Here is a 16,853-nt window from a genome sequence, read left to right on the forward strand (position 1 = left end):
GACGGAAGCGGCGAAAGGTCGCCCCTGTCCGCTCCCGGGTTCGAAGGATCAGAGCGTGCCGAACGCCTGCTCGATCACGTCGAGGCCCTCGTTCAGCAGCTCCTCGCCGATCACCAGCGGCGGCAGGAAGCGCAGGACGTTGCCGTACGTACCGCAGGTCAGGACCATGACGCCCTCGGCGTGACAGGCCTTCGCGAGCGCGCCGGCCGCCTCCGGGTTCGGGTCCTTCGTGCCGGACTTCACCAGCTCGATCGCGATCATCGCGCCGCGGCCCCGGATGTCACCGATGATGTCGCCGTTGGGCAGCTTCGCGCGCATCTCGGCGAGGCGGCCCTTCATGACCTCCTCGATCCGCTTGGCCTTCCCGTTCAGGTCCAGTTCGCGCATCGTCTCGATGGCCCCGAGCGCACCGGCGCAGGCCACCGGGTTACCGCCGTACGTACCGCCCAGGCCACCCGCGTGCGCGGCGTCCATGATCTCGGCGCGCCCCGTCACGGCGGACAGCGGCAGACCGCCGGCGATGCCCTTGGCGGTGGTGATCAGGTCCGGGACGATGCCCTCGTCCTCGCAGGCGAACCACTGGCCGGTACGGCAGAAGCCGGACTGGATCTCGTCCGCGACGAACACGATGCCGTTGTCCTTCGCGAACCGCGCGATCGCCGGGAGGAAGCCCTTGGCCGGCTCGATGAAGCCGCCCTCGCCGAGCACCGGCTCGATGATGATCGCGGCGACGTTCTCCGCGCCGATCTGCTTGGTGATCTCGTCGATGGCCTGCGCGGACGCCTCGGCGCCGGCGTTCTCGGCGCCGGTCGGCCATCGGTAGCCGTAGGCGACCGGGACGCGGTAGACCTCGGGCGCGAACGGGCCGAAGCCCTGCTTGTACGGCATGTTCTTCGCCGTCATGCCCATCGTGAGGTTGGTGCGGCCGTGGTAGCCGTGGTCGAAGACGACGACAGCGGTGCGCTTGGTGTGGGCGCGGGCGATCTTCACCGCGTTCTCGACGGCCTCGGCGCCCGAGTTGAACAGCGCGGACTTCTTCGCGTGGTCGCCCGGCGTCAGCGCGGCGAGCTGCTCGCAGACCTCGACGTACCCCTCGTACGGCGTGACCATGAAACAGGTGTGGGTGAAGTCCGCGAGCTGCGCGGACGCCCGCCGCACGACGGCCTCGGCGGACGCGCCCACGGAGGTCACGGCGATCCCGGACCCGAAGTCGATCAGCCGGTTGCCGTCCACGTCCTCGATGATCCCGCCGCCCGCCCGGGCGGTGAACACCGGCAGGGTGGAGCCCACACCTGCGGCGACGGCGGCGAGGCGGCGGGCCTGCAGCTCCACCGACTTCGGGCCGGGGATGGCAGTGACGACGCGGCGCTCCTGCGGAATTGCGGTCATGAGGGGCTCCTGGGGGTGTTTCGGACGCTCTTCTCCTCGCAGGCTAGGGGCCGGGGAGGGGCGCGGGCATGCTCCGATCGGGAGTGGTGGGGGTGTGTCCTTGTCCTCTGCGGACAGGTGGCGGGGCCTGCCCGCCACGTCGGCGTGGTCCGCGTCCATGGCACCCCGACGGTCACCATCCGGGCGCGTTGCTGAACTCACCGTGTGCGCGCACTAGATTGACCGGGGCAGCGGACGGACCGGCAGGTCAAGGGGGCAGTGGTTCATGGACGACGACGGCACGCGGGGCGTACGGGGATCGAGCGCGGACAGGGTCCCGGGACCGGCCCTCCCGCCACCGCCACCGCCACCGCCCACGACCCCGCCGCGGGTGCCCCCGCCCGCCGCCGGCCCCCGCCCGGCGGCCCCGCCCGCCGGACAGCGCCCCACCGGGCCCGCGCCGACCCCGTCGGCCGAGCAGCCGCCCCCCGGGGCCCCGCTCGACGCCTGGCTGCGCACACCCCGCCCGCCGCAGGAACCGGGCGTCTGGCGGTACGGGTACACCCCGCCGCCGCCCGAGGAGCCCGAGGGCGTCTCGGACCGGTCGCTCCTGGTCGGCGCGCTGATCTCGCTGCTCTCCGCGCTGCTGCTGTGGTCGCTGTGGCGCAACGGCTACCTTCCCTACCGCCTCGTCCCGCTGAAACTCTTCACCCCGGGGGAGTGGTGGAACCCGGGAACGTCCGGTGGCCCCCGCACCATCGAGGGCAGCGACGCCCTCACGGTGTACGAGGCGGTCCTCTTCGGCCTGCTGGCCTACGGCTGCGGCCGGATCGGCAACTTCTCCGAACTGTTCCGCCGCCATGTCGCCGACCGGGGGCAGCCCTTCCTCGCGCTCGCGGCCGCCGCGGCGGCGGGCCTGACCCAGCTGCTCGTCTGGAAGGAGGCGCTTCCGGTCGTCCGCCCGGTCCTGGTCCTGGTCGCCTCCGTCGCGGGGGGCGAGATCTACCAGAGCCAGACCGTTGTCAACGTGATCTACGGGGTGATCGCCGCCGCGGTCCTCTGGCCCTTCGCCCGGCTCGGCCGCTGGCGCGAACTCGTCGCCGCCCGCCGGGGGGCCGGCGCCCCGGCACCGGACGCCGACGCGGCGGCCCCCGCCACCAGCGGCTCCGCCGACCGATGGCCCGAGCTGCGCGCCGCGGGCTGGGCCGACGCCGCGGAGACCCTCACCGCCGAGGTCCGCACCGGCCGCATGAACGACGTGGACGTGGCCCGGCTCCGCCACGCGTGGGCGCTCGCCACCCGGCGGCCCGACCGGCTCGCCCCCCTCGCGGAGGCCGTCCTGCGGAACGGGGGCGCCGCCGCCCTGCACCCCTCCGGCCACCGCGACCTGCCCCACCGCGTGGCCCGCCACGACACGCTCACCGGCCAGGTCAGGATCGGCCGGTGCGCGGACGACCCGCACAACCCCTATGTCCGCCGGGGCACGGGCCTCGCCCTGGAACCCGCGCTGCTCGGCACCTCCCTGCTCGCGGTCGGACCGCCCGGCGCCGGGAAGACCGCCCGGCTGATCCGGCCGGTCGTCGAGGCCCTCGCGCTGCGGGCGCTGGCCGGACAGGCCGCGGTCCTCGCCGTCGGAGGGGCGGGGGCGCCGCTCGGGCCGGATGACGCCTTCGACGTCGTCGTCCGGCTCGGCCATCCCGGTTCCGCCCACGACATCGACCTGTACGGCGGTACCACCGACCCCGACGAGGCGGCGGCCGTCCTCGCCGAAGGGCTCGTCGGCGACGTCGGCAGCCTCGACAGCCGCCGCGCCGCCACCGTCCTCGCCCAGTTGCTCGGCCCCTACCGCGCCGCCCACGGCCACTTCCCCTCCGTGCCCGAACTGCGCGAGCTGCTCGACGGCGCCCCGGCCGCACTCGCCGGGCTCCGCGCCCCCCTCGAAGCCGCCGGCCACCACGCGATGCTCCGTGAGCTGGACGCGCGGTCCCGGCAGGCGGGCGGCCCCGGCGACCCCGCACCGGCCCTCGCCGACCGGGTCGCCCTGCTGGACCGGCCCGCCTTCGCCGGGTTCTTCGCCACCGGCCCGGACGCCCGCCCGTTCTCCCTGCGGGCGCTCGGCCAGCACCCGCTGCGGGTCCGCGTCGACCTGCCGGAGCGCGGCCACGCGGAGGCGTCCCGGCTGCTCACCCGGCTGGTCCTGGCCCAGTTCACCGCGATCACCGCGGCCCGCACCGACACCACGCTCTTCGCCTGCCTCGTCCTGGACGACGCCACCCACGCCGTGACCGCCGAGACCGTCCGCGGCATCCGGCGGCTGCGCTCGGTCAACGCCGGGGCGGTGCTCGCCCTGCGGACCGTCGACGATGTCCCCGAGAACCTGCACACTCCGCTGCTCGGCGCGGTCGGCTGCACCGCCGCCTTCTCCGGCATCACCACCTGGGACGGCAAACGCTTCGCCGAGGCCTGGGGCAAGGAGTGGGTCGAGACCCGCGAGGTCGCCCAGCACACCGTCTTCGCCGACCAGCCGTTCACCCGCGCCCTGCACGCGCTGCGCAAACTCGTCACCGGCAAGGCCGTGACCACGGACGCGGTGACCGTACGGCAGGTCGAGCGGGAGCGCTGGTCGGCCTCGGAGCTGGCGTACGCGGTCCCGGCAGGCCATGCCGTCGTCCGGCTGGCCACGGTCGAGGGAGAACACGCACCCCCCCTCCTCGTCCACCTCGACGGCTGAGACACCACCGGGAAGCGGGGCGAGGGACGGCGGCAGACAGGGCGAAGGGCGAAGGGCGGAGGGAAGCACGGCGAAGGGCGGTGGCAGGCAGGGCGAAGGGTGGCCGAGAGCGGCTCCAGGCACTCTGCCGCCCTGGCAGAATCGGAGACGGCCGTTCATACGCGACGGCGAAATGCGGTGTCACCCGTCCGGCCGGCGTCCCGGCGTCCGTACGGCGGCGCCGCGCCCCCGTCCCCGACCCAGAGGGTTCCCGGCCCATGCCCCCCACGCTCGCCTCGCTCGTCCAGCACTCGGCGCTCAAGCTCACCGTGCGCGCGGGCGCGGACCGGCTCGGCACCCCCGTGCGCTGGGCCCACGCAAGCGAGCTGGCCGACCCCGTCCCGTACATGGACGGCGGCGAACTCCTCCTCGTGACCGCCACCAATCTCGACGCCGACGACCCCGAGTCCATGCGGCGCTACGTGCGGCGGCTGGCCGGGGCCGGGGTCGCCGGAGTGGGGTTCGCGGTCGGGGTGAACTACGAGGACATCCCGGCCGCCCTCGTGGAGGCCGCCGAGGAGGCCGGGCTGCCGCTCCTCGAGGTCCCGCGCCGCACCCCGTTCCTCGCCATCAGCAAGGCCGTCTCCGCCGCCATCGCCGCCGACCAGTACCGCGCGGTCACCGCCGGATTCGAGGCCCAGCGCGAGCTGACAAAGGCCGCGCTCGCCGGGGACGGGCCCGCCGACCTCCTCGCCCGGCTCGCCGCCCACATCGACGGCTGGGCCGCCCTGTACGACACCTCCGGCGCGGTGCTCGCCGCCGCCCCCGACTGGGCCGCCCGCCGCGCCGCCCGCCTCACCCCCGACGTCGAACGCCTCCGGGACCGCCCCGCCCCCGCCAGCGTCGTCGTCGGCGACAGCGAGGACCGGGTGGAGCTCCAGTCGCTGGGCACCGGCCGCCGGGCCCGCGGCGCGCTGGCCGTCGGCACCGGTGCCGCGCTGGGCACCGCCGAGCGGTACGCCGTGCACTCCGCCGTCGCCCTGCTCACCCTGACCACCGCCCGCTCCCGGGCCCTCCAGGGCGCCGAACAACGCCTGGGCGCCGCCGTCCTGCGCATGCTGCTCGCCGGCCAGCCCGACCACGCGCGGGCGGTCGCCGGAGACCTCTACGGCGGACTGCTCGACGCCCCGTTCCGGCTGCTCATCGCCGAGGCCTCCGCACCCGCCGGGCCCGAGCTGCTCACCGAGACGATGGAGGCCGCCGCCGCCCGCTCCGGCGAGGCGCTGCTCCTGGTCCCCGAGGGGGAGCGGGTCGTCGTCCTCGCCGCGGACGGCGGTTTTGCCGTCGCCGCCTGCGCCGCCTACGCCGAGGCCCAGGACGACCGCGCCCCGCGCGAGGGCGGTGCCGAGGACAGCGACGTCGTGGTCGGCCTCTCCGCCCCCTCCGGCCCGATCGCCGTCTCCGCCGCGTACAAGCAGGCCGAACAGGCCCTCTCCGTCGCCCGCCGCCGCGGCAGGGCGCTGGTGGAGCACGAGGAGCTGGCCGCCGGATCGGTGCTGCCGCTGCTCGCCGACGACGCGGTACGGGCCTTCGCCGACGGCATGCTCCGCGCGCTGTACGAGCACGACGCCAAGGGCCGGGGCGACCTCGTGGCCTCCCTGCGCGCCTGGCTCTCCCGCCACGGCCAGTGGGACGCCGCCGCCGCCGACCTGGGCGTGCACCGGCACACACTGCGCTACCGGATGCGCCGGGTGGAGGAGATCCTGGGCCGCTCGCTGGACGACCCGGACGTCCGCATGGAGCTGTGGCTCGCCCTCAAGACGACCGAGGCGGCGACGCCCGCCGAGGGGTGAGCGCCGGACACGACCCCGTATTGCATCGAGCGGTACAAAACCCTAGAGTGCTCACATGGCCCGACCGAGACAGTTCGACGAGGAGCGGGCCCTGGACGCCGCGATGCGCACCTTCTGGGAGTACGGCTACGAGGCCACCTCCACCCAGGACCTGTGCGACGTCACGGGGCTGGGGCGCAGCAGCATCTACAACACCTTCCAGAGCAAGCGCGAGCTGTTCGCGCGCTCGCTGGCGCGCTATCTGGACGCCATGGCCGACGCCCAGGAGGCCGTACTCGAGGACGAGTCCCTCACGCCCGGCGAGCGGGTGCGCGCCCTGCTCGACAAGGTCGTGGCCGACGAGTTCGACCACCGCCCCGACGGCCGCAGCCTGGGCTGTCTGGGGGTCAACTCCACGGTCGAGCTGGCGTCCCGGGACCCGGAGGCCGCCCGGCTCCTGGAGCGGGACGCCGCCCGCAGGCTGCGGGGCCTGTCCGGCGTCATCGCCGCCGGGCAGCGCGACGGCTCCATCGCCTCCGCGCGTGGCTCCGACGCCCTCGCCCGCTACGTCAACGCCGTCATCGGCGGCATGCGCGTCACCGCCCAGGGCGGAGCCGACCGCGCGGCCGTCCAGGCCGTCGCCGACACCGCGCTGGACGCCTTGATCCGCTGAACGCCCCCACCTCGCCGCGCACTCGGTTGCGGCTGCCTCCTCATGCCCAAGTTTTGAACTGCTCGATACAAAACATCATCTCACCCACCAGGGGGACCCCACCGTGCCTCGTGCCGTCCACGTACTGGCCTTCGGCATCTTCGCCATGGTCACCAGTGAATTCGTCGTCGCGGGACTGATGCCGCAGATGGCCGAGGGGCTGGGCGTCACCGTCCCGCAGATCGGCTACCTGATCACCGTCTTCGCCCTGTCGATGGCGCTCGGCGGACCACTGCTCTCCGTCGCCCTGCTGCGCCTTCCGCCCAAGACCGCGCTCATGGTCCTCTTCCCGGTCTTCCTGGCCGGCAACGTGCTGGCCGCCACCGCGTCCGGCTATCCGGCCATGGTGGTCGCACGGGTCATCACCGGGGTCGCCTCGCAGGCCTTCTTCGGCGTCGCGATCTCGCTCGGCTCCCAGCTCACCCGCCCCGAGATACGCGGCCGGGCCGTGGCGGTCCTCCTCAACGGGCTGATGCTCGGCACCCTGCTCGGGCTGCCGCTGGCCACCCTGACCGGCGAACGGTACGGCTGGCGCGCCGCGTTCTGGGTCATCTCCGCGCTGACGGCCGCCGCCGCCCTGTGCACGCTGACCGGCGTGGAACGGGCGGACCGGCCGGAGGGCAGCGGCACGTTCCGCTCCGAACTGACGGTCTTCCGCGCCCCTCGGCTCTGGCTCACGCTGCTCACCAGCACCATGGTCATCGGGGCCACCTTCTCCGCCTTCAGCTACCTCAACCCGATCCTCACCGAGGTCACCGGGTTCTCCTCGGGCACGGTCCCGCTGCTGCTCCTGGCGTACGGCGCCGCCACGGTGATCGGCAACACCGTCGTCGGCCGCCTCGCCGACCGGTACGCCCTCCCGGTCCTGCTCGGCGGCCTGTCCCTGAACGTCGTGTTCCTGGCCGGGTTCGCCCTGCTGGCCGGATCCGGGATCTGGGCGGTGCTCTGCATGCTGGGCATCGGCCTCGTCGGGGTCACCATGAACCCGGCCCTGGTCACGCGGGTGCAGCGCAGGGGCAACGCCCGGCCGCTCGTCAACACCGTGCACAGCTCCTTCATCACCCTCGGCGTGGTCCTCGGCTCGGCACTGGGCGGCGTGGGCGTCGACCGGTTCGGCCTGCGGGCTCCCCTCTGGCTGGGCGCGGGACTCGCGGTGGCCGGGCTGCTCACCCTCGTACCGGATCTCGTCCGGCGTACGGGGAGGCCCGGAGCGTCCCCGCCCGAGCGGTCGGGCGACACCGCCTGCGCCAATTCGGAGCACCCGGCGCCCGCTCCGCTCCACGCCGGACAAACGCCCTGAGCGCCTCCCCGCCCTACCGTGGGACCCGGGAGGGGAGCCTTCCGGGCGCCACGACCTCCACCACGACCTCCGTCGCGACCCCCGTCACGACCTCGTCGCGACTTCCTCGCGACCTCCTCACGACCTCCGAAGGGCCGGAACCTCCATGACTTCGCCCCACGCCTTCTGGGTGGCCGGCCGCCAGGCCACCGGTGCCGACAGCTTCGACGTCACCAACCCGTACGACGGACGCCTCGTCGGCACCGTCAGCGTGCCGACCGACGCCCAGGTCGAGGAGGCCGTCGCCGCCGCCCACGCGGCGCGCGACGCGTTCGCCGCCACCCCGGCACACGTACGGGCCGCCGCGCTCGACCACGTCGTGCGGCGGCTGACGGAGCGCACCGAGGAGATCGCCCAGCTGATCTCGGCGGAGAACGGCAAGCCGATCAAGTGGGCGCGCGGCGAGGTCGGCCGGGCCGTGTCCGTGTTCCGGTTCGCCGCCGAGGAGGCCCGCCGCTTCAACGGCGGCGAGGCCCAGCGGCTCGACACCGACCTCGGCGGCACCGGCCGCCTCGGCCTGACCCGGCGCTTCCCGCGCGGCGCCGTCCTCGGTATCGCGCCCTTCAACTTCCCGCTGAACCTCAGCGCCCACAAGGTCGCCCCGGCCATCGCCGTCGGCGCCCCGATCATCCTCAAGCCGGCCCCCGCCACCCCGATCTCCTCGCTGATCCTGGGCGAGCTGCTCGCCGAGACGGACCTCCCGGCCGGCTCCTGGTCCGTCCTGACGGTCCCGAACGACAGGATGCCCGCCCTCGTCCGGGACGAGCGGCTGCCGGTCATCTCCTTCACCGGCTCCGGCCCGGTCGGCTACGCGATCATGGAGTCGGTGCCCCGCAAGCACTGCACCCTGGAGCTCGGCGGCAACGGCGCGGCGGTCGTCCTCGGCGACTACGCGTCGGAGGCGGACCTCGACTGGGCCGCCACCCGGATCGCCACCTTCTCCAACTACCAGGGCGGCCAGTCCTGCATCTCCGTGCAGCGCGTCATCGCCGACGCCGCCGTCTACGACCGGCTCGTCCCCAAGATCGTCGCCGCCGTCGAGGCCCTGGTCACCGGTGACCCGGCGGACGCCGCCACCGATGTCGGCCCCCTCGTCAGCGAGGACGCCGCGAAGCGCGTCGAGTCCTGGGTCGACGAGGCCGTCCAGGGCGGCGCCGAGCTGCTCACCGGCGGCAAGCGCGACGGGGCCACCTACGCCCCGACCGTCCTCGCCGGCCTCCCCGACGACGTGAAGCTCTCCTGTGAAGAGGTCTTCGGCCCGGTCATGTCCCTCCAGAAGGTGGACGGCGAGGCCGAGGCGTTCGCCGCCGTCAACTCCTCCAAGTACGGCCTCCAGGCAGGCGTCTTCACCCACGACCTCCAGACCGCCTTCCGCGCCCACCGCGCCCTGGAGGTCGGCGGCGTGATCATCGGCGACGTCCCCTCGTACCGCGCCGACCAGATGCCGTACGGCGGCGCCAAGCAGTCCGGCGTCGGCCGCGAGGGCGTGCGCTACGCCATGGACGACTACACCTACGAGCGCGTCCTGGTCCTCACCGGCCTCGCCCTGTAACACCCCGGACGACCCCGCCCGCCTTCCGCCCGGACAGCGAGCGCGGGCGGGGTCGCGAAACGGACGGCCCGAACCCACTGTGCGGGGGTTCGGGCCGTCCGCGTGTCCGCGCGCGGCCCCCGGTGCGGGTGCCGAACCACGGGTACCGGGGTTACATACGGACCAGAAAGCAGCGACTAGCAGTCCGTGCGTCCGGGTCCGGGTGCCCATCCGTCCGGTGGCGCGCGGCGAGGTGAGGTCCCTCATGTCCGCACCACACAACACCCCTCGGGCCCCCGGGGCGCCCAAGGTCACCGAACGCGAGGCGCGTCGGGTCGCCGAGGCCGCCCGGGAGCAGGACTGGCGCAAGCCCAGCTTCGCCAAGGAGCTGTTCCTGGGGCGCTTCCGCCTCGACCTGATCCATCCGCACCCCCTGCCGCCGCCCGACGACATCCGGCGCGGCGAGGAGTTCCTGGCGCGGCTGCGCACCTTCTGCGAGACGCACGTGGACAGCGCGCGGATCGAACGCGAGGCGAAGATCCCCGACGAGGTGATCGCCGGTCTCAAGGAGCTCGGCGCCCTCGGCATGAAGATCGAGACCAGGTACGGCGGGCTCGGCCTCACCCAGGTGTACTACAACAAGGCGCTCGCCCTGGCCGGCTCGGCCAGCCCCGCGATCGGCGCGCTGCTCTCCGCGCATCAGTCGATCGGCGTACCACAGCCCCTGAAGATCTTCGGCACCCAGGAGCAGAAGGACGTCTACCTGCCCCGGCTGGCCACCACCGACATCTCCGCCTTCCTGCTGACCGAGCCGGACGTCGGCTCCGACCCGGCCCGCCTCGCCACCTCCGCGGTGCCCGACGGGCCGGACTACGTCCTCGACGGTGTGAAGCTCTGGACCACCAACGGCGTCGTCGCCGACCTCCTCGTCGTCATGGCCAGGGTCCCCGCCTCCGAGGGCCACCCCGGCGGCATCACCGCGTTCGTCGTCGAGGCCGACGCCCCCGGCGTGACCGTGGAGCACCGCAACGCCTTCATGGGCCTGCGCGGCATCGAGAACGGCGTCACCCGTTTCCACCAGGTGCGGGTGCCCGGAGCCTGCCGGATCGGGCCGGAGGGGGCCGGTCTGAAGATCGCCCTGACCACGCTCAACACCGGCCGCCTCTCGCTGCCCGCGATGTGCGTGGGCGTGGGCAAGTGGTCGCTGAAGATCGCCCGCGAATGGTCCGCCGTACGTGAGCAGTGGGGCCGGCCCGTCGCCCGGCACGAGGCGGTCGGCGCGAAGGTCTCGTTCATCGCGGCCACCACCTTCGCCCTGGAAGCCATCGTCGACCTCTCCTCGCAGATGGCCGACGAGGACCGCAACGACATCCGCATCGAGGCCGCCCTCGCCAAGCTCTACGGCTCCGAGATGGGCTGGCTGATCGCCGACGAACTGGTCCAGATCCGCGGCGGCCGGGGCTTCGAGACCGCCGCGTCGCTGGCCGCCCGCGGCGAACGGGCCGTGCCCGCCGAGCAGATGCTCCGGGACATGCGGATCAACCGGATCTTCGAGGGCTCCACCGAGATCATGCACCTGCTGATCGCCCGCGAGGCCGTCGACGCCCACCTCAAGGTCGCGGGGGACATCATCGACCCCGACAAGCCGCTCTCCGCCAAGGCCAGGGCGGGTGCGAACGCCGCCGGGTTCTACGCCCGCTGGCTGCCCCAGCTGGTCACGGGAGCCGGGCAGCTCCCGGGTACGTACGCCGAGTTCCATCCCGTTGGCCACCGCGATCTCTCCGGGCACCTACGGTACGTCGAGCGGTCGTCGCGCAAACTCGCCCGGTCCACGTTCTACGCCATGTCCCGCTGGCAGGGGCGGATGGAGACGAAGCAGGGCTTCCTCGGCCGGATCGTCGACATCGGGGCGGAACTCTTCGCGATGAGCGCCGCCTGCGTCCGCGCCGAGCACCTGCGTGGGACGGAAGAGCACGGCCGCGAGGCCTACCAGCTCGCGGACGCCTTCTGCCGGCAGGCCCGCATCCGGGTCGAGGAGCTGTTCGCCCGTCTGTGGTCCAACACCGACGACCTCGACCGCCGCGTCGTCGACGGCGTCCTGTCGGGGACGTACACCTGGCTGGAGGAGGGCGTCGTCGACCCCAGTGGTGAGGGCCCCTGGATCGCGGACGCCACCCCCGGGCCCTCCGTCCGGGAGAACCAGTACCGCCCGGTGCGCTGAGCCGCGCCGGGCCGGGATCCCGCGGCACGCCGACGTACCGGCTCACGGCCCGCCGACGTACCACCGCGCGGCGCGGTGACACGCGAGCCCGAAGAGCACCGGGGAAGCCGCCAACGCGCCCCACCGGGACGCGCTGTCCCCGTACACAGCCGGAGCGGCAACAATGGGGGGCATGAGCGACAGCCCCGCCCCCCTCGCCGATCCGCATCTCGTCTTCGACGCCGCGGACGGCCGCCGGGATCTCGTGATCCTCGGCTCCACCGGGTCCATCGGTACCCAGGCCATCGACCTGGTCCTGCGCAACCCCGACCGCTTCCGGGTCACGGCGCTCTCGGCCGCCGGCGGCCGGGTCGCCCTGCTGGCCGAGCAGGCCCGCCGGCTGCGGGTCGACACGGTCGCCGTCGCCGCCGAGGACGCGGTCCCCGCCCTGCGCGCGGCGCTGCGGGAACGGTACGGGGCCGGCGAGCCGCTCCCCGAGATCCTGGCCGGGCCCGACGCGGCCACCACCCTCGCCGCGAGCGCCTGCCACACCGTGCTCAACGGCATCACCGGGTCCATCGGGCTCGCCCCGACCCTGGCCGCGCTGAAGGCGGGCCGCACGCTCGCCCTCGCCAACAAGGAGTCGCTGATCGTCGGCGGCCCGCTGGTGAAGGCGATCGCCGCCCCCGGCCAGATCATCCCCGTCGACTCCGAGCACGCCGCGCTCTTCCAGGCGCTGGCCGCGGGCACCCGCGCCGACGTCCGCAGGCTCGTCGTCACCGCCTCCGGCGGACCCTTCCGGGGCCGTACGCGCGAGGAGCTGGCCGACGTCACCCGGGAGCAGGCGCTCGCCCACCCGACCTGGGCGATGGGTCCGGTCATCACCATCAACTCCGCGACCCTGGTCAACAAGGGCCTGGAGGTCATCGAGGCGCACCTCCTCTACGACATCCCGTTCGACCGGATCGAAGTGGTGGTCCACCCGCAGTCCTACGTGCACTCCATGGTCGAGTTCAGCGACGGCTCCACGCTCGCCCAGGCCACCCCGCCGGACATGGGCGGCCCCATCGCGATCGGGCTCGGCTGGCCCCAGCGCGTCCCGGACGCCGCCCCCGCCTTCGACTGGACGAAGGCCTCCAGCTGGGAGTTCTTCCCGCTGGACACCGAGGCCTTCCCCTCGGTCGGCCTCGCCCGCCACGTCGGCGAGCTCGGAGGCACCGCGCCGGCCGTCTTCAACGCGGCGAACGAGGAGTGCGTGGACGCTTTCCTCGCCGGACAGCTGCCCTTCAACGGAATCATGGATACGGTCACCGCTGTGGTGTCCGAACACGGCGCCCCCGCCCCGGGAACCCCGCTCAGCGTCGCGGACGTCCTCGAAGCGGAAACGTGGGCCCGCGCACGGGCCCGGGAACTCTCGGCGGAAGTGACAGCGGAGGCGCGCGCATGAGTCTGACCTCGGTCCTGCTGACGGTCGTGGGGATCGCCGTCTTCGTCGTGGGCCTGCTCTTCTCCATCGCCTGGCACGAGCTGGGCCACCTCTCCACGGCCAAGATGTTCGGCATCCGGGTCCCGCAGTACATGGTCGGCTTCGGCCCGACGATCTGGTCGAAGAAGAAGGGCGAAACGGAGTACGGCATCAAGGCCATCCCGGCCGGCGGCTACATCCGCATGATCGGGATGTTCCCGCCAGGACCCGACGGCCGCCTCGAAGCCCGCTCCACCTCACCGTGGCGGGGCATGATCGAGGACGCCCGCTCCGCCGCCTTCGAGGAGCTGGAGCCGGGCGACGAGAAGCGGCTCTTCTACACGCGCAAGCCGTGGAAGCGCGTCATCGTGATGTTCGCGGGCCCCTTCATGAACCTGATTCTCGCGGTCGCCATCTTCATGGGCGTCGCGATGACCTTCGGCTTCCAGACGCAGACCACGGAGGTCGCCGGCGTCCAGCAGTGCGTCATCTCGCAGAGCGACAAGCGCGAGACCTGCAAGGACGGCGACCCGGTCTCGCCCGCCAAGGCCGCCGGACTCCAGGAGGGCGACAGGATCGTCGCCTTCGACGGGAAGAAGGTCGACGACTGGGCGACGCTCTCGGACCGCATCCGGCAGACCATCGGCCCCGCCACCCTCGTCGTCGAGCGCGACGGCAAGGAAGTGACCCTCGACGCCGTCCTGCGCGAGAACGCCGTCGCGAAGAAGGACGGCAACGGCCAGGTCGTCCCGGACCAGTTCGTCAAGGCGGGCTACCTGGGCTTCGCCGCGCGCACCGAGATCGTGCCGCTCTCCTTCGTCGACTCCACCGTCCGCATGGGCGACATGATCGAGAACGGCGTCGACTCGATCATCGCCCTGCCGTCCAAGATCCCGGCCCTCTGGGACGCCGCCTTCAGCGACGGCCAACGGGCCGACGACTCGCCGGTCGGCGTCGTGGGCGCGGCCCGGATCGGCGGCGAGGTGATGAACCTCGACATCCCGGCGCAGAACCAGGTCGCGATGATGCTGTTCCTGCTCGCGGGCTTCAACCTCTCGCTGTTCCTGTTCAACATGCTGCCGCTGCTCCCGCTGGACGGCGGGCACATCGCGGGCGCGCTCTGGGAGTCCCTCCGGCGCAATGTGGCCAAGGTCTTCCGCCGCCCCGACCCGGGCCCCTTCGACGTGGCCCGGCTGATGCCGGTCGCCTACGTGGTCGCCGGACTCTTCATCTGCTTCACGCTGCTGGTCCTGGTGGCCGACATCGTGAACCCCGTCAAGATCTCCTGACCGCTCCTCCCGCCGCACAGGTGTCGGCCGGGCACACCCTCCGTGTCCGGCCGCCCACCACGGGGTGGACTTGTCGACACGGTGCTTCCGTCCCGCGTCCCGTGCCGTAACCTCGAAGGCTGGAGCCCGCCGATCTCGGGACCTTGATCCACACCTTGGGGATGCACAGCGCATGACTGCGATTTCTCTCGGAATGCCGGCCGTTCCGACCAAGCTCGCCGACCGACGGGTCAGCCGACAGATCCAGGTCGGCTCGGTCGCGGTCGGCGGCGACGCGCCCGTCTCCGTGCAGTCGATGACGACGACACGCACGTCCGACATCGGCGCCACGCTCCAGCAGATCGCCGAGCTGACGGCGTCCGGCTGCCAGATCGTCCGTGTCGCGTGCCCGACGCAGGACGACGCCGACGCGCTCGCCACGATCGCCCGGAAGTCGCAGATCCCGGTGATCGCCGACATCCACTTCCAGCCGAAGTACGTCTTCGCCGCGATCGACGCCGGCTGCGCCGCGGTCCGGGTCAACCCGGGCAACATCAAGCAGTTCGACGACAAGGTCAAGGAGATCGCGAAGGCGGCCGCCGAGACCCGCACCCCGATCCGGATCGGCGTCAACGCCGGCTCCCTGGACGCGCGGCTCCTGAAGAAGTACGGCAAGGCCACCCCCGAGGCCCTCGTCGAGTCCGCGCTGTGGGAGGCGTCCCTCTTCGAGGAGCACGGCTTCGGCGACATCAAGATCTCGGTCAAGCACAACGACCCGGTCGTGATGGTCAACGCCTACCGCCAGCTCGCCGCCCAGAGCGACTACCCGCTGCACCTCGGCGTCACCGAGGCCGGACCGGCGTTCCAGGGGACCATCAAGTCGGCCGTCGCGTTCGGCGCGCTCCTCTCCGAGGGCATCGGCGACACCATCCGCGTCTCCCTCTCGGCCCCGCCGGCCGAGGAGGTCAAGGTCGGCCTGCAGATCCTGGAGGCGCTCAACCTCAAGCAGCGCCGTCTGGAGATCGTCTCCTGCCCGTCCTGCGGCCGCGCCCAGGTCGACGTCTACAAGCTCGCCGACCAGGTCAGCGCCGGTCTGGAGGGCATGGAGGTCCCGCTCCGCGTCGCGGTCATGGGCTGCGTCGTCAACGGCCCCGGCGAGGCCCGCGAAGCCGACCTCGGCGTCGCCTCCGGCAACGGCAAGGGCCAGATCTTCGTGAAGGGCGAGGTCATCAAGACCGTCCCCGAGTCGAAGATCGTCGAGACCCTCATCGAAGAGGCCATGAAGATCGCCGAACAGATGGAGAAGGACGGCATCACGTCCGGCGAACCCGAGGTCTCCATCAGCTGACCCGGGCCCTCCCCGCTCACCGCCGCCCCGCCGGGCCCCCGCGCCCGGTGGGGCGGCGGCGTGTCCGGGCACCGGCTCCCGCCCGCGCCCCCGGCCCTGTCCGGAGGCCGTCTTCCGGACTCGAGCGGCGTTCGACAGGCTCGTCGGTTAAAGTGCGGAAATCAGCAGACCGCATGGTGAGGCCCCCTCGTGTTGACGCAGACCACCACCCGGGTCCTCGAACCCAGCGACCTCCAGGCAGCGCTCGCCATCCTGGAGAGCCAGCCCGTGGCCAACGCCTTCGTGACGTCCCGCGTGCAGGTCGCGGGGCTCGACCCCTGGCGCCTCGGCGGCGAGATGTGGGGCTGGTACGCCGACGGCATGCTCCGCTCCCTGTGCTACTCCGGCGCCAACCTCGTCCCCATCTGCGCCGGACCCGAGGCCGTCCGTGCCTTCGCCGACCGGGCCCGCAGGGCCGGCCGCCGCTGCTCCTCCATCGTCGGCCCCGCCGAACCCACCACCCAGCTCTGGCGGCTCCTCGAACCCAGCTGGGGGCCCGCCCGGGAGGTCCGCGCCAACCAGCCCCTCATGGTCACCGAGAGCCTCTCCGCCGACGTCACGCCCGACCCGCTCGTCCGCCGCATCCGCAAGGACGAGACCGAGGTGCTGATGCCGGCCTGCGTGGCGATGTTCACCGAGGAGGTCGGCATCTCCCCGCTCGCCGGCGACGGCGGACTGCTCTACCAGGCCCGCGTCGCCGAACTCATCGGCGCCGGCCGCTCCTTCGCCCGCATCGACGACGGCAAGGTCGTCTTCAAGGCGGAGATCGGCGCGGCCACCCCGCAGGCCTGCCAGATCCAGGGCGTCTGGGTCGCCCCCGAACACCGGGGCAAGGGCCTCTCCGAATCGGGCATGGCCGCCGTCCTGCGCTACGCCCTGGCCGACGTCGCCCCCGTCGTCAGCCTGTACGTGAACGACTACAACACCCCCGCCCGCAAGGCCTACCGCCGTGTCGGCTTCCGCGAGGTCGGCGCGTTCATGAGCGTCCTGTTCTGACCGCCACGCGCGCCCAGCTCCGAACCACCCCACACGTCCAGCTCC

Annotated in this window: 11 protein-coding genes; 10 read left to right on the forward strand and 1 reads right to left on the reverse strand. The window is 73.0% G+C overall.

Going from position 1 to position 16,853, the window contains the following annotated elements; all coding sequences use genetic code 11:
• Nucleotides 1-48 precede the first annotated feature (48 nt).
• A complete protein-coding gene (gene gabT, locus PSQ21_RS27255) occupies nt 49-1,389 on the reverse strand; it encodes a 4-aminobutyrate--2-oxoglutarate transaminase (RefSeq protein ID WP_274033844.1) in 1,341 nt (446 codons plus the stop codon).
• Between the two features lie 265 nt (nt 1,390-1,654).
• On the opposite strand from gabT, the gene PSQ21_RS27260 reads away from it, so the two are divergent.
• The 10 genes from PSQ21_RS27260 (at nt 1,655) to PSQ21_RS27305 (ending at nt 16,808) form a co-directional block, all read left to right on the forward strand.
• Nucleotides 1,655-4,099, forward strand: a complete 2,445-nt coding sequence (locus PSQ21_RS27260; RefSeq protein WP_274033846.1) for an ATP/GTP-binding protein — start codon at nt 1,655-1,657, stop codon at nt 4,097-4,099.
• A gap of 257 nt (nt 4,100-4,356) precedes the next feature.
• Nucleotides 4,357-5,931: a PucR family transcriptional regulator gene (locus tag PSQ21_RS27265; RefSeq protein ID WP_274033847.1), complete on the forward strand. Its 1,575-nt coding sequence runs from the start codon at nt 4,357-4,359 to the stop codon at nt 5,929-5,931.
• Between the two features lie 55 nt (nt 5,932-5,986).
• Nucleotides 5,987-6,583, forward strand: coding sequence for a TetR/AcrR family transcriptional regulator (locus PSQ21_RS27270; RefSeq protein WP_274033849.1), 597 nt, complete (start codon nt 5,987-5,989; stop codon nt 6,581-6,583).
• 103 nt (nt 6,584-6,686) lie between these two features.
• Nucleotides 6,687-7,922 (forward strand): MFS transporter, encoded by a 1,236-nt coding sequence (locus PSQ21_RS27275; RefSeq protein ID WP_274033851.1) that lies wholly within the window; start codon nt 6,687-6,689, stop codon nt 7,920-7,922.
• A 145-nt stretch (nt 7,923-8,067) separates the two neighbouring features.
• Nucleotides 8,068-9,513 carry an aldehyde dehydrogenase family protein gene (locus PSQ21_RS27280; protein WP_274033853.1) on the forward strand — a complete coding sequence of 482 codons (1,446 nt, stop codon included), beginning with the start codon at nt 8,068-8,070 and terminating at the stop codon, nt 9,511-9,513.
• A gap of 244 nt (nt 9,514-9,757) precedes the next feature.
• Nucleotides 9,758-11,713 (forward strand): acyl-CoA dehydrogenase family protein, encoded by a 1,956-nt coding sequence (locus PSQ21_RS27285; RefSeq protein ID WP_274033856.1) that lies wholly within the window; start codon nt 9,758-9,760, stop codon nt 11,711-11,713.
• 172 nt (nt 11,714-11,885) lie between these two features.
• Entirely contained in the window at nt 11,886-13,139 is a 1,254-nt protein-coding gene (dxr, locus tag PSQ21_RS27290; protein WP_274033857.1) for a 1-deoxy-D-xylulose-5-phosphate reductoisomerase, read from the forward strand.
• Nucleotides 13,136-14,446 (forward strand): M50 family metallopeptidase, encoded by a 1,311-nt coding sequence (locus PSQ21_RS27295; RefSeq protein ID WP_274033858.1) that lies wholly within the window; start codon nt 13,136-13,138, stop codon nt 14,444-14,446. The genes dxr and PSQ21_RS27295 overlap by 4 nt, the downstream gene beginning before the upstream one ends.
• A gap of 172 nt (nt 14,447-14,618) precedes the next feature.
• Complete coding sequence (ispG, locus tag PSQ21_RS27300) at nt 14,619-15,773, forward strand: flavodoxin-dependent (E)-4-hydroxy-3-methylbut-2-enyl-diphosphate synthase (protein ID WP_097870019.1); 1,155 nt, start codon at nt 14,619-14,621, stop codon at nt 15,771-15,773.
• Nucleotides 15,774-15,962: 189 nt separating this feature from the next.
• Nucleotides 15,963-16,808 carry a GNAT family N-acetyltransferase gene (locus tag PSQ21_RS27305; RefSeq protein WP_274033859.1) on the forward strand — a complete coding sequence of 282 codons (846 nt, stop codon included), beginning with the start codon at nt 15,963-15,965 and terminating at the stop codon, nt 16,806-16,808.
• Nucleotides 16,809-16,853: the final 45 nt, after the last annotated feature.

Source organism: Streptomyces sp. MMBL 11-1 (assembly GCF_028622875.1).
GTDB lineage: Bacteria > Actinomycetota > Actinomycetes > Streptomycetales > Streptomycetaceae > Streptomyces.